Source organism: Bacillus sp. LLTC93, from assembly GCF_002993125.1.
GTDB lineage: Bacteria > Bacillota > Bacilli > Bacillales > Bacillaceae > Bacillus > Bacillus zhangzhouensis.
In genome coordinates this window covers 616,322-633,790 of the sequence record NZ_PVME01000001.1, presented here as the reverse complement: position 1 = coordinate 633,790, position 17,469 = coordinate 616,322, and the positions used below count along the sequence as shown (strand labels likewise).

The following is a 17,469-nucleotide window of genomic DNA, read 5'->3' as shown; positions in this document are numbered from 1 at the left end:
AAAGTTCATTTTAGCCCTTTGTCAACAGTCTAAAACCATCTATCCCACGTGGATAGATGGTTTTTTTACTCAAGCGTCTGTTTGAGCTCATCTGGCAGTAAATCAATCAATTGATCATAGGAAGACAAATCCAGCACTTCAAGCAGCGCATAATATTTCGCGTAAATTTCACTCAGTTGATCAGGATGATTCGTTTCATATCGATTCAAATGCAATTGAGTGAGTTCAAAAGCAATGTCTAGCTTGTTACGCTCGATGGTTTGTGTCGTATTGATCATTTGGTTCACCTCTTATTTCATGATGAGAGGACAGGTTATGGCGCAGTTCCGCAGCTGACCTCATATTCTTTTTCTTCTACCTTTTTTGAATAACAGACGAATGGCGTCATTCCTGTTTCACTTTTCCAAGCCTGCCAATACACATCATAAAGCTGGCCATACTCAGGATCTACATGCTTCGTTTTTTTCAAAATAGCAAAATAGCTTTGATAAGGATAGCCTTCTTGGTAAATGGCCTGCCGGATGGCGCCTCTTTCCGTCGCATTTGTAAAGATGATGGATGTCCTTTCTGCGCAATATATCATTTGTATAATATGTTAAAATTGACCTTTTGTAAAGAAAGAGAAAACGAGATGGATGCTGGATTTTTAAAAAATAGACAAGCATCTAATCACTGAAGACACCTCTTGCATACGATAGAGTGTAAGTGAAAGACAACTTGAAGGGGGTTTTAAGATGAGCCGGAATCGATTAGACAATTTTTTCTTTGGGCCTCGTAGGGGGAACCATGGAAAAGATGAAACGGTTGTTTTCCCCACACGTCAAATTGTCAACACAACAACGAATGAACAAACGATTAGAAAAATTCATCCAACTCATATCACAAACGTGAATAAAAACATCAAAAGAATTGAAAACTACTATCCTGTCACTGAATCGACTCATAACGAGTATATTGTGGAAGAATACGATTGTGGTAGGGATATCAAGAACCCTTGCTGCCGTCCGGTAAAACGTTGTAAGTGGTAATGTGATTTTGAGGAGGAAGAGGGGCATCCTTTTATGGGATGCCTTTTTATTTTTATGAGTAAAATTTTGATCAAACGTTATTTTCAAGATAAAATTGGAAGTAACAATCATTCTTTTGAAGGTGATTTTCTGAATATTCGATTGTTAACATTAGATGATGCTCCTTTGGATTTGAGTCGTATGCTGTAGAAGAAAAACATATGCAGATGAGGAAAAAATGGTTTTATTCTGATCATCGTTTGGAGGAGATACAAGTGAAACAACAGGCCGTGCGCATCACATTAGCAGCAGGACCAAATAGTGAGCTAGAATCTTTTGCCCTGCGTGCAGCATTTGAGAACTTTGGTGCAAAAGTCGATATGCACTGGATAGGCAGACCCAATGATCTGATTGATGTGTTATCTGGGAGAAATAGAAGAGAGACTGACTACTTTCTTTTATCTTTTCACGGGGAGGAAGAGGCGTTTCTCATGCCGGAGTTAGGGGAAGATGTATACGAAGATGGGGAGCCTAGAGGTACAACTTTTGGAGCGAATGAAATCAAGCGGTATGCTTCGTTAAAAGGGATTCACGTCATATCAACCGGCTGCACACTAGGTGAGAAAAAACTTGCAGATGCTTTTTTAGAAGCGGGTGCTTTGTCCTATACAGCGCCTGATGATTACATTGATGGAGATGCGGCATTTATCTTTGTCCTGACAATGCTGTATGAGCTCATGAACAATACGAAGACGGTTAGAGCGGCTTTTGATCGAGCGAGCTCTATTGATGAAGAAACGAAATTATTTCAACTATATATGCAAAAATAATCAAAGGGCTGAGAGATCAAGCCCTTTTTTCATCCGCTCTTAATTGTGTCGAAAATGTGACAAGTTTGTTTTTTACAAACTAAAAAGGGGTGACGCAAAGTCTATCCTACAAACACACGTCATCCAGGCATGGCGGCATCACGAGAGGAGAATCATTGTGTCAATAAAAGGGAAGGTCAGTCTCGTCCTATGCGGACTTGCGGTCATCATCGGGATCGCTGCGTTTTATCATAATCAGCAGGCAAGCGGGACAGAGAAGAAGAAAATAGAACCAGATGCGAGCTATAAAGAAGTTGAAATTGTCACCCTCGTGAATGACGGGAGATACATGCGATATGCTGTCAACTATCCAGTGTTTCATCAAAAAAAGCTAGATCAAGAGATGAAAAGATTTGCAGAAACAGCGCTGGACAGGTTCAAAACATCATTTAGCGAAGCAAGTGATGTCGATGAAGAGAATCGATACGAATTAAACATAGATTACGAGATCACTCATTATGCCAAGCAAACCGTTGCGGTCAAATTCAATACATATGAATTGAAAGGCGGAGTAAAAGGTGCACATCAAACGAAGATGTTCAACTTTGATTTCAAGAAACAGCATTTTTTATCGATAGATGATCTATTTTTATCAAAAAGAGAAAGTCTGCAAAAACTGTCTCATATGACATTTGAGGCGTTAAAAAAAGATCGCTCTCTTGCTGAAAATAGGCATTTGCTCAAACAAGGAACGTCTCCTGCGGCAGAGCATTATCAGTATTTTGCCATCAAGGATCGTTTTATTGAATTCTACTTTCCGGCAGGGCAAATCGCACCAGACAAAAAAGGCCCTCAAGTGCTGGCGATTAAGAAAACACTGCTTAAGGGAATGTTAAAGCCAGAATATATCAATAAAGAAAAGAACAAAAACGAGAAAAAAGAACCGATTCCAAAAAGAAAGATCGTAACATTGCCAAAACAGGCAACTTTTCATCCAAATCAAAAAGCCATTGCCCTTACATTTGATGATGGTCCAAATCCATCGACGACCTCAAAAATTTTAACAGCTTTAAAAGAAAACAAAGGACATGCGACATTTTTTGTATTAGGAAGCAGGGTGCAGTATTATCCAGATATGCTGAATGAAATCCGAAAGGGTGGAAATGAAATCGGAAATCATTCCTATAACCACCCTTTACTCACAAGACTGCCATTAAAACAAGCCATCAAACAAGTAGAAGAGACGCAGCAAATCATTGAAAAAGCAGGCGGGTTCACACCGACTCACTTTAGACCGCCATATGGTGGAACAAACGAACAAATCAACGAAGCAGTCAACATGAAAGTCACACTTTGGGACATAGATCCTGAAGACTGGAAATATCGCAACAGTCAATACGTCGCCAACTACATTTTAGCGCATGCATCGAGCGGAGAAACGGTCTTAATGCACGATATCTATGACACCTCAGCAAACGCAGCTGTCACGATTATCAAGGGATTGACCAAACAAGGATATCAATTATTGACAGTATCGGAGCTTGAGCAGTGGAAGGAAGCGCGGGGGAAGAAAGGTGAATTGAATACGTAATGATCATGCGAATCTTAGTGGATTCGCATCTTTTTTTAAAGCCAATTATGAAAATAAAGGGAAATGATGTTAAAGTGAGTGTGGAAAGGGAGGGCTTCGGATGGTATTGATGAGGTTGATCAGCCTATATATGCTGACAGCGTTTTGTTTGGGTTTTATCATCAATTATGTACCTGGTTTGATGCTGCCCATTTATATTCTTGCGATGATCGGGCTCATTTTATGCCTCGTTCATATTGCGCTGCATTATATTCGTCGAATCAGATATATGTTGCTTACTGAGAAACGGTAAGATTTCTCCAATTGTTTTCTCTAAAAAACTTCCCTCTAAATGAGAGAAGTTTTTATTTTTTCGGTTTTTGATGTTCTAACAGTTGTATGATTTTCTCGTTCGACTCTTTCATTTGTCTTAATAAAGAAACGATATTCCCAGTAAACCCAATGAGGACAATAAGTAAAATGATGATGATCCACATGCTATGGCCTCCTATCTGCTCACGAATGCTGTTTTGCTTCCTTATCCATTACCTTGTCAAGGATACAGTATAATGACTGTATTGAAATGAACAGTTCGTGCTATTTATTCGACAATAGATGTGAACAGAGAATGATTGAGGGGGATTCATTTGAAACGAGTAGACGTAGTATCAGCTATTATTTATGATGAGGAAGAAAATATGTTAATGGTCAAAAATGTAAAGGGATATTGGGAAGTTCCTGGTGGTGCTGTAGAAAAAGGAGAACACCTGAAGCAGGCCGTGGTCCGTGAGGTGAAAGAAGAGACAGGGTATGTTTGCAAAGTAAATGAACTTCATTCGATTCGAGAAGCGTTTTTTCAAGATAAAAAGCATCATGCGCTGATGATCACCTTCTTTGCTGAAATCACCGGAGGACAAATGAGTATTCTCGATCCGGATCATGATATTGAAGAAGTAAAATGGGTCAGCAAGCAAACTTTTCAAAAGCTAAACCCCAAGCTATTCAGCATGCTGAAATTAAAACAACAAACACATGCATTTTATGAATTTGAAGGAAATAGAACAATCGGTTAAGTTGTTGATGAATAGGTATGAAGGAGAGATTTTATGTTTTTGTATTATGGACCAACCGGTGCTCCAGTGGAAAATCCGGGAGAAGCATTAATGAAAAGTATCTTCTTTCAAAAGGGTGAAGATTATTGGAAACAAGGGAATGGCGAATCTTCGATTGAGATTGAAGAAGAAGGGGAATATGAAAGTCTTGTTTTCTTTTACAATGCACCTTATGGTTTTTTTATATTGAGATATCCAGATTTTTTGGTCCCTTTTAAAAAGGTTGAACATATAGAAACAATTGAGCATTTTGTGGCTGGAGCGCCATTGTATGTGCCATCATGTAGCTATGTAAATCGAGATGAAGCCTATCAAATCGTTCAACATTTTCTAAAGACAAAAACGATGCCTGATTTTGTTGAATGGGTAGAGTTGAGGAATATTGATTTTCAGCATGATCTGTAAAGTTAGAAGATAGACTTTTTTGAGAAAATCTAATATCGAAGCGTATTAAGGAGAGCGGGGAGAATGCTTAGTTTAGACGATACCATGCATTTACATGTAGGGTATTATGAACATGGTTTTGATTATGAAGGGGTGTTTTATAAAAGTTTAGAATCAGGAAGATGGCTATTATTTTTTGATTATAAAAGTTACGGAATAACGCTTTTGAAGCGCTATGATAAATACGATAATTTAGGGCTGTTGATAGGGGAGTATCCTATTGAAGATGACGATATTGAGGATGAAGGTCATAAACTATTTGAGCGTTTTTTAAAAGAAAACAGCATAGTGAAATAAATGGAGAATGTAAACATTACTTAGCTATTTTTCTAGGTGATGTTTTTTATTTAAATTGAAATTTAATGCTTGTTTCTTTTATTAATTGTCTCCTTTCTCTTATCAAATATGAAACAAAGGATAGGGGAAAGATTATAATGACAAAATAAAAACAGACCTAGCTTGGTCTGTTTTAACTAGCTTTTTCAAGCTCCATGTTGAGCTGAATGGTATGAATCATATCTTCACTTTCTCATTTTAAGACATCAATTAATGAAATTTCGTTGCCTTCTTTATCCTGACCGATGGGGTCATGCAGGGAAACATCCTTTTTTGTTTTTTTGAGCGCGCGTAAATGCATAAGGATTTCATTATTAATGTCAAGAGGGGGTGCAGAATTTAAAAATCGAATTTAACTTTTGCTCCATCATGCAATAATTCAGGTTCGTCATTTAGATAAACATCACTTAAGTGAAGTGTGATTGAACTCAAATCCGCAACATCATCTACCAGTAAAGGAACTACAACCATACCTTCATTTTCGACTTTACCATAAAAAGAACCAACACCTTTATCCGTATACAAATTAGACGTATTGACTTCGATTTGTTTTTTTGTATTAGTGGTAATAACATCAACACCAGAAAACAAAACATCTTTATCGGAAGTGTTTTCAGTCGTATAAGTAATTTGTATTCTATGATATTTATCTTTTTCATATTGATTATCAGAAAGAAGCTCTTTATCGTCTTCACCTAAATTACTGTATTCAAAAACTTTAACATCTTGTATTTTCATCTTAATAGGACTTAAATCTATTTCTTTTTGTTTGTTGTTTATCTTTTTCAAAGTCAGTGTTGAACCATTTTTATCTTTCTTCCACTCCCCGATCTTTGATAAACGTCCTGACGTTGGTTTATTCTCTTTTTGTGCTGATTCTTTTGAAGCCTCTTTGCTCGTTTCTTCTTTTTTTGCCGGCTCAGTTGAGCTGTTAGTGTTACCGCAAGCAGTTAGAACTGCCATAAAGCATAAGAATAAAATTAGTTTAGCTTTTTTCATTTGTCTACACCCTTCTATATACACATTTTAGTAATACAGGAAACATTATAATACAAAAAATGTTAAAGTGATGATTTTCGACAAAATTAGACAAAGAAATTCATGACTTATAGCATGGGTTTAAAGTCACGAAACGTTCGGTAGCGAATTTATATGAAACATTGAAAAGAGATGCTATTTCATTTGTGAAATTATTATATGGTTGAATAGCTTTTATTTTTCTAAGCATAAAAGTGGGAATACAAAACTTATATGCAAAACGCTTCGCCTGCATTTCCTGCAGCTCTCTAAACAGTGGGGGCATGATTAATTGATTTCCTTCATGTCTAAGCGCATGACAAAGTTCATGACCAAAATCTTGCCACTGTTCTTGAGGGCTAAGGCGGTTATTAATGATAAATAGTTCCAGCATAGTACCGGCTGCTGATGTTTAAGAATTCGACTTTTAAGAAACTAAAGTAGATTAGAGCGAAATAAAAAACAGACCTCATTTAGTCTGTTTTTTATCACGCAGAAATGAAGTTGTTTTCTTGAATTCTTCAAACCTTCAAATCACTTCCCCTTCTCCCGCTTCCGTTTTTCCTTCTCCGCCCGGTAAAACTCATGAAACATCTTCATCAGTGCCCGCTTTTCAATCCGGGACACATAGCTTCTCGATATCCCAAGCTCCTTCGCTATTTCCCGCTGCGTTTTCTCTTTCTTTAAATCAAGGCCGAACCGGCCGACGATGACTTCTTTTTCTCGCCCGTCGAGAATGCCGATATACTCTTTTACTTTTTCAAGCTCCATGTTGAGCTGAATGGTATCAATCACATCTTCACTTTCTGATTTTAAGACATCAATTAATGAAATTTCGTTGCCTTCTTTATCCTGACCGATGGGGTCATGCAGGGAAACATCCTTTTTTGTTTTTTTGAGCGCGCGTAAATGCATAAGGATTTCGTTCTCAATACACCGCGCAGCATACGTTGCCAGCTTTGTTCCTTTCCCAGAGGAATAGCTTTCGATGGCTTTAATGAGTCCGATCGTCCCGATAGAGATGAGGTCTTCTGCGTCTTCTCCGGTATTTTCAAATTTTTTTACAATATGGGCGACGAGCCGAAGGTTATGTTCAATCAGCATGTTTCTCGCGTGTTCATCGCCCTGTGCCATGAGGGCTAAGTATTTTTTTTCATCATCTCCTGAAAGGGGCTGTGGAAAGGCATTGTTTTTGACATAGGACACTAAAAACACCAATTCTTTGACCATCAATCCCATCGCTGTAAATACTCCTGCCACGATTTTCACCTCCACCATGTTTAGGCCACTGCCTATATCCTCAAATGTATGTGAAGGAGGGATTGTCTGTGTCTGTACGATGAAAAAATCATCTTTTTCGAAAAAAACGTGCTTCTGTTCGTCTGTTTTTGCTGTCCTTCTCATATGTTTGCGGTTTCTTTGCGGTGCTTGGCGGATAAGAAGCGTGCTAAAATATGTAATATTAGACCGAAAAGGAAGGGGTTTTTTCGGAACATGGGGAAGGTTCTTTCTTCACATGTAGGTATGAAGATTAATGAATGGTATCGAATGATACGGCAGTTCAGTGTGCCAGATGCTGAAATCCTGAAAGCAGAAGTAGAAGCAGAAATTGAACGTATGGAAGAGGACCAGCATTTACTGATTTATTATCAGCTCATGTGTTTTCGGCACCAAATCATGCTTGACTATATACACCCTTCAAAATATCAACCTTTCTCAGTATCTAATCTTGTCGATAAAATCGAAAATTCCAATCATGAGTTATCTGATATGCTGCATTATTACCATGCATTTTTTCGTGGCATGCATGAGTTTAGTCAAAAAGAATATTTAGAAGCCGTCAAATATTATCGAGTGGCAGAAAAGCAGCTGTCCATGGTATTTGATGATATTGAGCAAGCTGAGTTTCATTTTAAAGTAGCAGAAGCCTACTATATTATGAAACAAACGCATGTCTCCATGCACCATATTTTAAGGGCGCTGGAAATATACGATCAGCATGATGCTTATTCCATTCGCATTATTCAGTGCCTTTTTGTCATCTCAGGCAACTATCAAGATTTAAAACGAAAAGATCGAGCGCTGCCTCATTTGAAAAAAGCAAAACAGCTCGCATCCCAAATTGATCACCCGCGCATATACAGTTCAGCTCTTTACAATTTAGGTAAATGTTACGGAGAGCTTGGCTATTTAAAGGAAGCGGAACGATATTTAACTGAATCGGCTGATCTTGCCCGCAAAGAGGTGCTTCCCACGCTTCCGCATACACTCTATACGCTGGCGAAGCTACTTTTTAGACGAAACGAACAGGCGCATGCACTGCGTATTTTAGAAGATGGGAAATTAGCCGCTAAGAAGCATGAAGACCAGCTGTTCTGTCATATGTTTGAGTATCTGGATGCTTTATATGTTCAGGGAATCAATGAAGAACAACTGCAAAAAACCATTGATTATTTGGAAAAACTTAGCCTATACTCTTATATAGAGGATATCTCACTAGAAATTGCGACAGCCTTAGAAGCCTCTCAACAATACCAGAAGTCCAACCAGTATTATCAGAAATTATTATGGGCTCAAAATCAAATCCAAGAAGGAGAGTGTCTGTATGAATTCTAAGCAACGTTCGACAGTTGAAGAGAGAAACCAAACGTGAAACAAAAAGCGGGCCTATATGGCCGGCTTTTTTTATGTAAAAAATGAAGTCAGGGAGGAGCAGATATGATCATGAACCTTGAATGAATTCATTAGAAAGCGGGCAATTTAACCTGTAATGATGTTCTGTGGAGGCGGTCTGATGAAAGGGTTGCATATCTTTATGTGTGTATTGGTATTATGCGTTTTTGTTCCTAATGAAATAGAGGCACGAACATTAAAAAGAATCGACCTAGAAAAAACGGGACGAGCGTTTTGGGACATGAGAGAGGAACGGAAGAAGATTGCGTTAACCTTTGATGATGGGCCTCATCCGGTGTACACGAATCAAATTTTGGACGTGCTGAGGGAGCATGAAGTGAATGCCAGCTTTTTTGTCGTAGGGAGCCGAATTCATTCGTATCCAGAGATTGCGAAGCGGATTGTGGGCGAGGGGAATGAGCTTGGTAATCATACGATGAACCATACGTATTTTGACCTTTTGTCATCAAAGGAAATTAAGCAGGAGCTAAAAGAATCAGCGGCTCATATCGCCTCCCTTCAGCCAGGCGGGCCTTTATTATTTCGTCCTCCTGGTGGCAGGCTGACGATGAAGTCATTCCGCATTCTTTCAAAGCAAGGGTACGATGTGGTCATGTGGTCCTTCACGCAAGATCCAAAAGACTGGTCAAGGCCGGGCTCACACAAAATTGCAAGCCGAATTATAGATCATATTCAGGGCGGCGATATCATCCTTTTACATGATGGTGGTGGAAATCGGAAGCAAACGGTACAAGCGCTTAAACAGGTGGTTCCTGAATTAAAGGATAGAGGCTATGAATTTGTGAAAGTAAGCGAACTGCTGCATCATGACAGAGTATATCAACCTGTTCAGTTACAGTAATAAGCATTCATCAAAAACAGTCATTCATTGAAACCAAAAGTCAGGTCGTTTACTATATGAAGAGGGCTTTTGGAGGTGAATGTTGTGAAGAAATATGTTTTCCTTTTCATCCTGTTGTGTGTCGCTGCTGGATGCTCAAAACCAGTACAGGAAAGCGTTATTGCATTCGGCGACAGTAATACAAGAGGATCAAACTGGGACTTTCGAGATTACCCAACATCTGAAAAATGGGTGAATCTCATGAAAAACGTCGAGCGCGGCCAAATACAAGTGAAGAATGCAGGAATTGGCGGGCAGACGACTGAAGATGCGAAGCTTCGCTTTGAGCAGGATATTTTAAAGCAGAAACCAACTTACGTCCTCATCATGTTCGGTACGAATGATGCGGCGATTTTAGACGGGAAACATCCCCGAGTGACAAAAAAGCGATTTAAAGAAAATTTATCCTACTTCATTTCTGAAAGTAGAAAAGAGGGGATTACCCCGATTCTCATGACCTGTGTACCTGTCGTAGAAGGAGGGAAAAAGGGCTTATATTATTACTCCCGGTATCAGTCATCTTATTTTGCTGAGAGAGGCGGGGCAAGAGCTTGGCAAAACTCATATAATGACATCACAAGAGAAGTAGCCAAGGATCAGCAAGTTCCACTTGTCGACAATTGGGAAGCTTTCATCCGAGAAGCTGGTGAAGATAGTGACAATGCTCTGATTCAGTCAGGTTTAATCGACCCTTCTGGCAATCATATGACACCAAAAGGGGCGAGAATCATTTACGACGAAATCAAAGAGGGTGATGTCATCAAACATTTTTAAATGGTGGCCATCTGCCTAAACAAGATCATCCATCCAGCATAATCTAACAGTATCTCTTCCTAGAAGGAGGTAACTGATATGTGGGGATGCCCTTATCCTTACCCTGCGTGTTCGCCTTATCCAGCTCAAGGAGCAGGAATCGGTTACGCTTTTCTTGTTGTGTTCCTTGTTGTCATTTTGGTCGTGGGCGGAGGGTTATGGTTTTGGAATGAACAGCCTTGTAAATAAGACACCTCTTCTTATATAAGAAGGGGTGTTTTTTACGGAAAATAGTAGTAAGCCTATAGCGCAAGTGATATAATATCAGTCACCTGAGTTTAAAAAAGAAGAGTGCTCGGGAGGCATGGTTCCTGTGATATGGAATTAAGAGGAAACAGAGAGCATATGCCCGAGCGAACGTCTTTTCATTTCTGTCTCAATTAATTCGATGAAGTCGCGATTTAAGTTCATTTCATTTGCTTTATAATACGATTCTATAAGTAAATCATCTGACAGCTTTTTCATACTAGAAACCCATATGATGGGAAAAACACCTCCCCTGAAAAAGTTGGCATAAAACTTGAGGAAAAGACATATCATCATAGGTTGATCGAATGTCTTTGAAGTACCTTTAATCTACCATGAATGGGAAACAAGAACAATCGTTCTGTTATCCACATGGTTAAGTGGATAACTTGTGGGTAGAGTGTTTATAATTGAATGAAAGCGTGATGGAATATAGGTGGATAATGTGTGTAAAATTATCCACACCTGTTGAAGGTCCTCATCATATGTCGAAAACTTTTTCAATGTATTCGATAGACAGACAAATTATGATTTGATTCGACACAATCGCTGAAAAACCAATGGAAGAAAGGGTGCAAGTTGTGCTAAAGAAGTATTTCTTGCCGGATGAATTTGTGAAAAGTATTTTTCATATTTCACCGCAAAAACTAAAAGAACGAAATGTAAAAGGGATCATTACCGATTTAGATAACACACTAGTAGAATGGGACCGCCCAAGTGCGACACCCCGCTTAATTGAATGGTTTCAAGAGATGAAAGATCACGGGATACAAGTGACGATTGTATCGAACAATAATGAACAAAGGGTCAAGCTTTTTTCTGAGCCGGTTCACATCCCGTTTATTTATAAAGCGAGAAAGCCTATGGGAAGAGCCTTTAATAAGGCAGTCGCTGATATGCAATTGAGAAAGGAAGATGTGGTCGTCATTGGGGATCAGCTCATGACAGATGTTTTGGGAGGGAATCGCCATGGCTTTCATACGATTTTGGTCGTTCCTGTTGCTGCCTCGGACGGATTTTTCACAAAGTTTAACAGGCAGATTGAACGCAGAATTTTAGGAGCCTTAAAGCGTAAGGGCCACATTCAGTGGGAGGAAGAGTAATAATGGAAAAGGTTGTTTGTATTGGCTGCGGTGTAGCCATTCAGACGGAAGATAAAGATCAATTAGGATATGCGCCGGCAGCATCTCTATTGAAAGAAGATGTGATCTGTCAGCGCTGTTTTAGGTTAAAGAACTACAATGAAATTCAAGATGTTTCTTTAACAGAAGACGACTTTTTAAATATTTTACACAGCATTGGTGAGACAGACTCTCTCATTGTAAAGGTCGTTGATATTTTTGACTTTAACGGAAGCTGGATTAACGGGCTGAGCCGTATTGTCGGTGGTAATCCGATTTTACTTGTCGGCAACAAAGTGGATATTTTACCGAAATCCGTGAAAAAAGATCGCCTTGTTCATTGGATGAAACGGGAAGCAAAAGAAAACGGACTAAACCCAATCGATGTTTTCTTAATCAGTGCAAGCAGAGGTCAAGGCGTGCCAGAGGTGATGGAAGCGATCGACCATTATCGTGAGGGAAGAAATGTCTATGTCGTCGGCTGTACGAACGTTGGAAAGTCAACATTTATCAATCGAATCATCAAAGAAGTGTCTGGAGAAGAGAACGTCATCACTACATCCCAATATCCAGGAACAACTCTTGATGCAATTGAAATTCCGCTTGATGACGGGTCTGCTTTATTCGATACGCCGGGCATCATCAATCGCCATCAAATGGCGCACTATGTTAGCAAAAATGACTTGAAAATCTTAACGCCGAAAAAAGAATTGAAACCGAGAACGTTCCAGTTAAATGAAGCCCAAACGCTTTATTTCGGCGGGCTTGCTCGATTTGACTATGTAAAAGGCGGCAGAACGTCATTTGTCTGCTATATGCCAAATGAGCTCAACATTCATCGGACAAAGTTAGAGAATGCAGATGACTTATATGAAAAACATGCAGGAGAACTGCTATCACCACCATCAAAAGAGGGAATGGAAAATTTTCCTCCGCTCGTTCCGCACACCTTTACCATTGATCAGCCGAAAATGGACATCGTGTTTTCAGGATTAGGCTGGGTGACAGCAAATGAAGCGGATAAACAAATAAAAGTATATGCGCCAAAAGGTGTTCATGTCTTTGTTAGACGTTCGTTAATTTAAAAGTTCAAAGGGGGAGAGACCTTGAAAGCTTTATACGGATTAATCGCAAACCCTGTTGGTCATTCGATGTCTCCAGATATTCATAACGCAGCATTAAAGGATGCTGGGATTGATGGGCATTATCATGGCTTTCAAGTAGAAGAAAACGACCTTGCAGATGCCATCAGTGGTATGAAAGCCTTGGGAATCAGCGGTTTTAACGTCACTGTTCCATACAAGGTAGAGATCATGCAATACCTTGATAAAATTGATGTGACAGCTGAACGCCTGCGAGCAGTCAATACTGTGCGGCTTGAAAAGGGTCAGCTCGTTGGGTACAACACAGATGGAGAGGGCTTCCTTCATTCATTGCTTGAAGCCTTAGATCAGCCGTTATCAGAGCTGTCATTTCTTATGATCGGTGCTGGCGGAGCGGCAAGAGCAATTTATACGACAATTGCTGATTATGCGCCGAAAAGATTTGATATCTCCAATCGCACCATTGAAAAAGCAGAGGCTTTAATTCAAAGTGCGGATGGAAAAGTGACATCAAGTGCAATCGCATTAAATACAGCAGAAGACAGGCTTGGAGATTATGATGTCATCATCCATACAACCTCGATCGGCATGTATCCGAATGTAGAAGAAACCCCGATTTCTTTAACAAACGCAAAAAAAACAGCGGTCGTTTGTGATATTGTGTATAATCCAATTGAAACAAAACTGCTTAGTGAAGCAGCCGGGTTAGGCTTGAAAACAGTAGATGGCGTCGGCATGTTTGTTGGTCAAGCGGCAAGAGCATTTGAACTGTGGACAGGCATCACGCCTGATATCGAAAAAATGAAGTCAATTGTCATAGAGAAATTAGGAGGAACACCATGTTAAAAGGTAAGCAAAAACGTTTTTTACGTGCGCAAGCACACCATTTATCACCTATTTTTCAAGTTGGAAAAGGCGGGGTAAATAACAATATGGTCAAGCAAATTTCCGAGGCGCTTGAAGCAAGAGAACTTTTAAAAGTCAGCATCTTGCAAAACTGCGACGAAGACAAAACTGAGGTCGCTAAAGCACTTGTAAAGGGTGCAAAAGCTGAGCTCGTTCAAACGATCGGAAATGTGATTGTCCTTTATAAAGAATCTAAGGAAAATAAACAAATTAAGCTGCCGTAAAGGTGGATGTGATATGAAAAAAATAGGGTTGTTCGGCGGTACGTTTGATCCCCCGCATAATGGGCATTTGCTGATGGCGAATGAGGTGCGTTTTCAGGTGGGGCTTGATGAAATTTGGTTTATCCCAAATCACAAGCCTCCTCATAAAACAGGCCGAAAACGAGCAGATAGTCATCACCGCGTGAAAATGGTGGAAGCAGCGATTCAGTCTAATCCGCATTTTCAGCTGGAACTCATTGAAATGGAGCGAGAGGGACCATCTTATACAGTAGATACGGTGGAGCTGTTAAAGAAGCGTCATCCTGAAGCTGAGTTCTTTTTTATGATTGGAGCGGACATGGTAGATTATTTGCCAAAATGGCACCGGATTGATGATTTGCTTCAGATGATCACCTTTATTGGGATGAAAAGACGAGGTTATGAAGGAAGTACGACATATCCTCTTTTATTTGCAGATGTTCCAGCTTTTGATGTATCATCGACATTGATTAGGCAGCGAATAAAGCAGGGAGAACCTGTAGATTATTTGATTCCGAAAGCTGTTGAGCGTTATATAAAGGAGCATCATTTATATGAATCGTGAAGAAGCATTGAAATGTGTCAAAGAGCAGTTAACAGAGCATAGATATACACATACACTTGGGGTTATGGATACAGCCATTTCATTAGCGGAACGGTTTGGTGCAGATGTAAAAAAAGCGGAGATCGCCGCTATTTTTCATGATTATGCCAAATTTAGACCAAAGGAAGAAATGAAGGGTATCATTCAAAAAGAACAGATGAACCCCCTATTGCTTGATTATTCACCCGAGCTTTGGCATGCCCCAGTCGGTGCATATTTGGTCAAAAAGGAAGCCGGAATTGACGACCAAGACATTTTAACAGCAATCGAATTCCATACATCCGGCAGACCGGATATGACGTTACTTGAAAAAGTCATCTATGTCGCTGACTATATAGAACCAGGACGCCATTTTCCTGGCGTAGAAGAAGTAAGAGAGTTAGCAGAGCATGATTTGGATGGTGCATTGATTCAATCGTTAAAAAACACAATCAGCTTTTTAATGAAAAAGAATCAGCCAGTCTTTCCAGATACACTTGCTACTTACAACTCGCTTGTGCACAAGAACAACTAAGGAGGAATTTTGGATGGATGCATCATCAATTTTAAACATCGCAGCAGGAGCATGCGATGATAAGCGGGCTGAAGATATTATTGCCCTTAATATGCAAGGAGTCTCCCTTGTTGCAGATTATTTTCTCATTTGTCATGGGAATTCTGATAAACAAGTGCAGGCCATTGCAAGAGAAGTAAAACATCTTGCAGAGGAAAGTGGAATCGAAGTGAAAAAGATGGAAGGCTTTGATGAAGCAAGATGGGTATTGATTGATCTAGGAGATGTCATTGCTCATGTGTTCCATAAAGAAGAAAGAGGATACTATAACCTAGAGAAGTTATGGGGAGATGCGCCGAGAGAAACGCTTTCACTTGGCATTAACTCATGATTTATCAAGGGTTTGCAGGTGTGTATGATGAGCTCATGGCACATGCACCTTATGATGAATGGGTTCAGTGGATACAGCAGTATATCAAGCCAAATGCTGCAATCATCGATGTAGGCTGTGGAACTGGGGAGATTTCTCTTCGATTAGCTGAAAAAGGTCACAACGTCACAGGAATTGACCTAAGTGAAGAGATGCTGGCTTTCGCGCAGCAAAAAGCGCAATCTCACAAGCAGTCCGTTCAATTTTTACATCAGGATATGAGAGAGCTTACGGGCTTTGAACACGCCTTTCAAGCAGCCGTTATCTGCTGTGATTCCCTGAACTACTTAAAAAACGAAAATGACGTCAAAAAAACCTTTAAAAACATGTTTCAGCTTTTAGAGGCAGATGGGGTTTTACTCTTTGATGTTCATACGCCTTATAAAATGGAAGAGGTATTCCCTGGCTCTACTTATGCAGATCAAGATGAAGAGATCAGCTATATTTGGCAGAGCGATAAAGGGGATGATATGTATTCGGTCATTCATGATTTAAGCTTTTTTGTAAAGGACGGAGACGTGTATCAGCGTTATGATGAGACACATGAACAGCGTACATTTCCATTTGAGACATATGCAGCGTTCCTTGAGTCCGCTGGCTTCGAAAATATTGAAGTGACCGCTGATTTTACAAATCAAGCACCTCAGGAATTCGCCGAAAGATATTTTATCTCAGCAAAGAAACCAAAAACCATCGTTTAATGGAACGATGGTTTTTTTAAATCCCTTTTTTCGCTTATTGCAAAGATCGTTAATTTCTGCGATCATCAGTAAACACGCTTGGCGGATATTGATGTGCAACCGCTTCAAGATCTTCATCGAACTTTTCATGGGTGTTCTGAAAAAGACGGTGAAACATATCTTGAACACCTGCTTCAAGAGCTTTAATACCCTCACCAGTGACGCCGCCTTTCACACACACTTTATCTTGCAGTGTCGGAAGGGTATAGACTCTTTTTTCAATTAAACGACCAAGTCCTACAAGCATATCTTCTGATAAGGTGGTGGCTTCTTCTTTTGAAATATCGGTTTCTTCGACAGCTGCTTCAATCATTTTCTGAACGAGAAAGCTAATAAAAGCAGGTCCGCAGCTGACAATATCTGAGGCCGCTCTTGTAATCGAATGATGGATCTCAATTGGTGTTGAAATGCGGGAGGATAACTGTCTTAGCGCTGTTTTCGTCGCGACATTGCATGATGAACCAAAAGTTAAAAGTGATGCGCCTGATAAAGCGCGGTTAGTGATGCTTGGGATCAGTCTAGCTGTTTGACAAGGAACGATATCCTGAAGCTGTTCAGGATGAACCGGACTTGTGATGATGACAATCGTTTGCTGCTCTTCTAAAAGAGGGCTCAGCTCTTTTAATAGTGGATAAATATCAAGTGGTTTCACACAAACAAAGATGAAATCTTTATCTGTTACAGCCCCTGAAAGCTGTTTTGTTACTTCAAGCTCTGGATGGTTCTTTTTTATATTGAACGCTTTTTCAATGGTCCGGTTGGTGATGGTGATGGATGAGGGATTGACTGCTTTTGATTCAATAAATGCCTCAGTAAGTATGGTACCCATGTTTCCTGTACCGATTATCCCTATATTCAAACGTTCTCCCTCCTTAGACGCATAGGATCTGTTATCTTCTAAA

At 39.8% G+C, this 17,469-nt stretch carries 27 protein-coding genes; 19 read left to right on the top strand and 8 right to left on the bottom strand.

All coding sequences use genetic code 11. The annotated features are described in order from the left end of the window. Positions 1-65: 65 nt before the first annotated feature. On the bottom strand, positions 66-278 hold the full coding sequence (locus C6W18_RS03440) for a hypothetical protein (protein ID WP_105925953.1): 213 nt from the start codon (positions 276-278) through the stop codon (positions 66-68). A gap of 35 nt (positions 279-313) precedes the next feature. After that, positions 314-583: a hypothetical protein gene (locus C6W18_RS03435; RefSeq protein WP_223251612.1), complete on the bottom strand. Its 270-nt coding sequence runs from the start codon at positions 581-583 to the stop codon at positions 314-316. Positions 584-734: 151 nt separating this feature from the next. Between C6W18_RS03435 and C6W18_RS03430 the strand changes: the two genes are divergently transcribed. The 4 genes from C6W18_RS03430 (at position 735) to C6W18_RS03415 (ending at position 3,699) form a co-directional block, all read left to right on the top strand. After that, the gene (locus tag C6W18_RS03430) at positions 735-1,028 is read left to right on the top strand and encodes a CotD family spore coat protein (RefSeq protein ID WP_034324865.1); all 294 of its coding nucleotides are present in this window, start codon (positions 735-737) and stop codon (positions 1,026-1,028) included. Positions 1,029-1,234: 206 nt separating this feature from the next. Beyond that, positions 1,235-1,837, top strand: coding sequence for a delta-aminolevulinic acid dehydratase (locus tag C6W18_RS03425; protein WP_373465714.1), 603 nt, complete (start codon positions 1,235-1,237; stop codon positions 1,835-1,837). Between the two features lie 157 nt (positions 1,838-1,994). Continuing rightward, the gene (locus C6W18_RS03420; RefSeq protein WP_105925951.1) at positions 1,995-3,407 is read left to right on the top strand and encodes a polysaccharide deacetylase family protein; all 1,413 of its coding nucleotides are present in this window, start codon (positions 1,995-1,997) and stop codon (positions 3,405-3,407) included. Positions 3,408-3,507: 100 nt separating this feature from the next. Then, positions 3,508-3,699, top strand: a complete 192-nt coding sequence (locus C6W18_RS03415; RefSeq protein ID WP_105925949.1) for a hypothetical protein — start codon at positions 3,508-3,510, stop codon at positions 3,697-3,699. Positions 3,700-3,751: 52 nt separating this feature from the next. Here the strand turns inward: C6W18_RS03415 and C6W18_RS20425 are convergent, their stop codons facing one another. Then, a complete protein-coding gene (locus C6W18_RS20425; RefSeq protein ID WP_003217310.1) occupies positions 3,752-3,883 on the bottom strand; it encodes a hypothetical protein in 132 nt (43 codons plus the stop codon). 150 nt (positions 3,884-4,033) lie between these two features. On the opposite strand from C6W18_RS20425, the gene C6W18_RS03410 reads away from it, so the two are divergent. From C6W18_RS03410 to C6W18_RS03400, 3 genes are all read left to right on the top strand, one after another. After that, a complete protein-coding gene (locus C6W18_RS03410) occupies positions 4,034-4,459 on the top strand; it encodes an NUDIX hydrolase (RefSeq protein ID WP_105925947.1) in 426 nt (141 codons plus the stop codon). Positions 4,460-4,492: 33 nt separating this feature from the next. Further along, complete coding sequence (locus C6W18_RS03405) at positions 4,493-4,903, top strand: hypothetical protein (protein ID WP_034324875.1); 411 nt, start codon at positions 4,493-4,495, stop codon at positions 4,901-4,903. A gap of 63 nt (positions 4,904-4,966) precedes the next feature. Further along, positions 4,967-5,239 carry a DUF3986 family protein gene (locus C6W18_RS03400; protein ID WP_034324877.1) on the top strand — a complete coding sequence of 91 codons (273 nt, stop codon included), beginning with the start codon at positions 4,967-4,969 and terminating at the stop codon, positions 5,237-5,239. 378 nt (positions 5,240-5,617) lie between these two features. Here the strand turns inward: C6W18_RS03400 and C6W18_RS03395 are convergent, their stop codons facing one another. The 3 genes from C6W18_RS03395 to sigK all read right to left on the bottom strand — a co-directional run bounded on the left by C6W18_RS03395 (position 5,618) and on the right by sigK (position 7,555). Continuing rightward, complete coding sequence (locus C6W18_RS03395) at positions 5,618-6,277, bottom strand: hypothetical protein (RefSeq protein WP_105925945.1); 660 nt, start codon at positions 6,275-6,277, stop codon at positions 5,618-5,620. 100 nt (positions 6,278-6,377) lie between these two features. Continuing rightward, the gene (locus C6W18_RS03390) at positions 6,378-6,689 is read right to left on the bottom strand and encodes an ImmA/IrrE family metallo-endopeptidase (protein ID WP_105925943.1); all 312 of its coding nucleotides are present in this window, start codon (positions 6,687-6,689) and stop codon (positions 6,378-6,380) included. Between the two features lie 140 nt (positions 6,690-6,829). After that, entirely contained in the window at positions 6,830-7,555 is a 726-nt protein-coding gene (gene sigK, locus C6W18_RS03385; protein WP_105926374.1) for an RNA polymerase sporulation sigma factor SigK, read from the bottom strand. Between the two features lie 234 nt (positions 7,556-7,789). Here sigK and C6W18_RS03380 point away from each other — a divergent pair, with 234 nt between their 5' ends. The 4 genes from C6W18_RS03380 (at position 7,790) to C6W18_RS19920 (ending at position 10,871) form a co-directional block, all read left to right on the top strand. Continuing rightward, the gene (locus C6W18_RS03380; protein ID WP_105925941.1) at positions 7,790-8,911 is read left to right on the top strand and encodes a response regulator aspartate phosphatase; all 1,122 of its coding nucleotides are present in this window, start codon (positions 7,790-7,792) and stop codon (positions 8,909-8,911) included. 178 nt (positions 8,912-9,089) lie between these two features. Beyond that, entirely contained in the window at positions 9,090-9,830 is a 741-nt protein-coding gene (locus C6W18_RS03375) for a polysaccharide deacetylase family protein (protein WP_105925939.1), read from the top strand. Between the two features lie 84 nt (positions 9,831-9,914). Beyond that, entirely contained in the window at positions 9,915-10,643 is a 729-nt protein-coding gene (locus tag C6W18_RS03370; protein ID WP_223251611.1) for an SGNH/GDSL hydrolase family protein, read from the top strand. Between the two features lie 78 nt (positions 10,644-10,721). Further along, positions 10,722-10,871 carry a hypothetical protein gene (locus C6W18_RS19920; RefSeq protein WP_003217499.1) on the top strand — a complete coding sequence of 50 codons (150 nt, stop codon included), beginning with the start codon at positions 10,722-10,724 and terminating at the stop codon, positions 10,869-10,871. Between the two features lie 135 nt (positions 10,872-11,006). Here the strand turns inward: C6W18_RS19920 and C6W18_RS03365 are convergent, their stop codons facing one another. Further along, positions 11,007-11,147 carry a sporulation histidine kinase inhibitor Sda gene (locus C6W18_RS03365; RefSeq protein WP_003217327.1) on the bottom strand — a complete coding sequence of 47 codons (141 nt, stop codon included), beginning with the start codon at positions 11,145-11,147 and terminating at the stop codon, positions 11,007-11,009. 362 nt (positions 11,148-11,509) lie between these two features. Between C6W18_RS03365 and C6W18_RS03360 the strand changes: the two genes are divergently transcribed. From C6W18_RS03360 to C6W18_RS03325, 8 genes are read left to right on the top strand one after another with little or no spacing between them, the layout of a single operon-like run. Further along, on the top strand, positions 11,510-12,031 hold the full coding sequence (locus tag C6W18_RS03360) for a YqeG family HAD IIIA-type phosphatase (protein WP_105926371.1): 522 nt from the start codon (positions 11,510-11,512) through the stop codon (positions 12,029-12,031). Between the two features lie 2 nt (positions 12,032-12,033). Further along, the gene (gene yqeH / locus C6W18_RS03355) at positions 12,034-13,134 is read left to right on the top strand and encodes a ribosome biogenesis GTPase YqeH (RefSeq protein ID WP_105925935.1); all 1,101 of its coding nucleotides are present in this window, start codon (positions 12,034-12,036) and stop codon (positions 13,132-13,134) included. Positions 13,135-13,155: 21 nt separating this feature from the next. After that, a complete protein-coding gene (gene aroE / locus C6W18_RS03350; protein ID WP_105925933.1) occupies positions 13,156-13,998 on the top strand; it encodes a shikimate dehydrogenase in 843 nt (280 codons plus the stop codon). Further along, positions 13,992-14,282: a ribosome assembly RNA-binding protein YhbY gene (yhbY, locus tag C6W18_RS03345; RefSeq protein ID WP_034319423.1), complete on the top strand. Its 291-nt coding sequence runs from the start codon at positions 13,992-13,994 to the stop codon at positions 14,280-14,282. The genes aroE and yhbY overlap by 7 nt, the downstream gene beginning before the upstream one ends. Positions 14,283-14,295: 13 nt before the next feature. Continuing rightward, positions 14,296-14,865 (top strand): nicotinate-nucleotide adenylyltransferase, encoded by a 570-nt coding sequence (locus C6W18_RS03340; protein ID WP_034319425.1) that lies wholly within the window; start codon positions 14,296-14,298, stop codon positions 14,863-14,865. Then, positions 14,855-15,418 carry a bis(5'-nucleosyl)-tetraphosphatase (symmetrical) YqeK gene (gene yqeK / locus C6W18_RS03335; protein ID WP_105925931.1) on the top strand — a complete coding sequence of 188 codons (564 nt, stop codon included), beginning with the start codon at positions 14,855-14,857 and terminating at the stop codon, positions 15,416-15,418. The genes C6W18_RS03340 and yqeK overlap by 11 nt, the downstream gene beginning before the upstream one ends. A 13-nt stretch (positions 15,419-15,431) precedes the next feature. Next, positions 15,432-15,788, top strand: coding sequence for a ribosome silencing factor (rsfS, locus tag C6W18_RS03330; RefSeq protein ID WP_034319428.1), 357 nt, complete (start codon positions 15,432-15,434; stop codon positions 15,786-15,788). After that, positions 15,785-16,528, top strand: coding sequence for a class I SAM-dependent DNA methyltransferase (locus C6W18_RS03325; RefSeq protein ID WP_105925929.1), 744 nt, complete (start codon positions 15,785-15,787; stop codon positions 16,526-16,528). Before rsfS ends, C6W18_RS03325 begins: the two co-directional genes overlap by 4 nt. 49 nt (positions 16,529-16,577) lie before the next feature. On the opposite strand, the gene comER is transcribed toward C6W18_RS03325, so the two are convergent. Then, complete coding sequence (comER, locus tag C6W18_RS03320) at positions 16,578-17,426, bottom strand: late competence protein ComER (protein ID WP_034319434.1); 849 nt, start codon at positions 17,424-17,426, stop codon at positions 16,578-16,580. Positions 17,427-17,469: the final 43 nt, after the last annotated feature.

Bases quoted from the DNA above. Each gene is read 5' to 3' on its own strand.
- C6W18_RS03390 (WP_105925943.1), bottom strand. From the start codon at position 6,689: ATGCTGGAACTATTTATCATTAATAACCGCCTTAGCCCTCAAGAACAG.
- C6W18_RS03340 (WP_034319425.1), top strand. From the start codon at position 14,296: ATGAAAAAAATAGGGTTGTTCGGCGGTACGTTTGATCCCCCGCATAAT.
- C6W18_RS03405 (WP_034324875.1), top strand. From the start codon at position 4,493: ATGTTTTTGTATTATGGACCAACCGGTGCTCCAGTGGAAAATCCGGGA.
- C6W18_RS19920 (WP_003217499.1), top strand. From the start codon at position 10,722: ATGTGGGGATGCCCTTATCCTTACCCTGCGTGTTCGCCTTATCCAGCT.
- C6W18_RS03395 (WP_105925945.1), bottom strand. From the start codon at position 6,277: ATGAAAAAAGCTAAACTAATTTTATTCTTATGCTTTATGGCAGTTCTA.
- yqeH (WP_105925935.1), top strand. From the start codon at position 12,034: ATGGAAAAGGTTGTTTGTATTGGCTGCGGTGTAGCCATTCAGACGGAA.
- yhbY (WP_034319423.1), top strand. From the start codon at position 13,992: ATGTTAAAAGGTAAGCAAAAACGTTTTTTACGTGCGCAAGCACACCAT.
- C6W18_RS03400 (WP_034324877.1), top strand. From the start codon at position 4,967: ATGCTTAGTTTAGACGATACCATGCATTTACATGTAGGGTATTATGAA.
- C6W18_RS03325 (WP_105925929.1), top strand. From the start codon at position 15,785: ATGATTTATCAAGGGTTTGCAGGTGTGTATGATGAGCTCATGGCACAT.
- yqeK (WP_105925931.1), top strand. From the start codon at position 14,855: ATGAATCGTGAAGAAGCATTGAAATGTGTCAAAGAGCAGTTAACAGAG.
- C6W18_RS03435 (WP_223251612.1), bottom strand. From the start codon at position 583: ATGATATATTGCGCAGAAAGGACATCCATCATCTTTACAAATGCGACG.
- C6W18_RS03425 (WP_373465714.1), top strand. From the start codon at position 1,235: ATGAGGAAAAAATGGTTTTATTCTGATCATCGTTTGGAGGAGATACAA.
- C6W18_RS03440 (WP_105925953.1), bottom strand. From the start codon at position 278: ATGATCAATACGACACAAACCATCGAGCGTAACAAGCTAGACATTGCT.
- C6W18_RS03430 (WP_034324865.1), top strand. From the start codon at position 735: ATGAGCCGGAATCGATTAGACAATTTTTTCTTTGGGCCTCGTAGGGGG.
- C6W18_RS03380 (WP_105925941.1), top strand. From the start codon at position 7,790: ATGGGGAAGGTTCTTTCTTCACATGTAGGTATGAAGATTAATGAATGG.
- C6W18_RS03415 (WP_105925949.1), top strand. From the start codon at position 3,508: ATGGTATTGATGAGGTTGATCAGCCTATATATGCTGACAGCGTTTTGT.
- C6W18_RS03365 (WP_003217327.1), bottom strand. From the start codon at position 11,147: ATGAAAAAGCTGTCAGATGATTTACTTATAGAATCGTATTATAAAGCA.
- C6W18_RS20425 (WP_003217310.1), bottom strand. From the start codon at position 3,883: ATGTGGATCATCATCATTTTACTTATTGTCCTCATTGGGTTTACTGGG.
- C6W18_RS03375 (WP_105925939.1), top strand. From the start codon at position 9,090: ATGAAAGGGTTGCATATCTTTATGTGTGTATTGGTATTATGCGTTTTT.
- rsfS (WP_034319428.1), top strand. From the start codon at position 15,432: ATGGATGCATCATCAATTTTAAACATCGCAGCAGGAGCATGCGATGAT.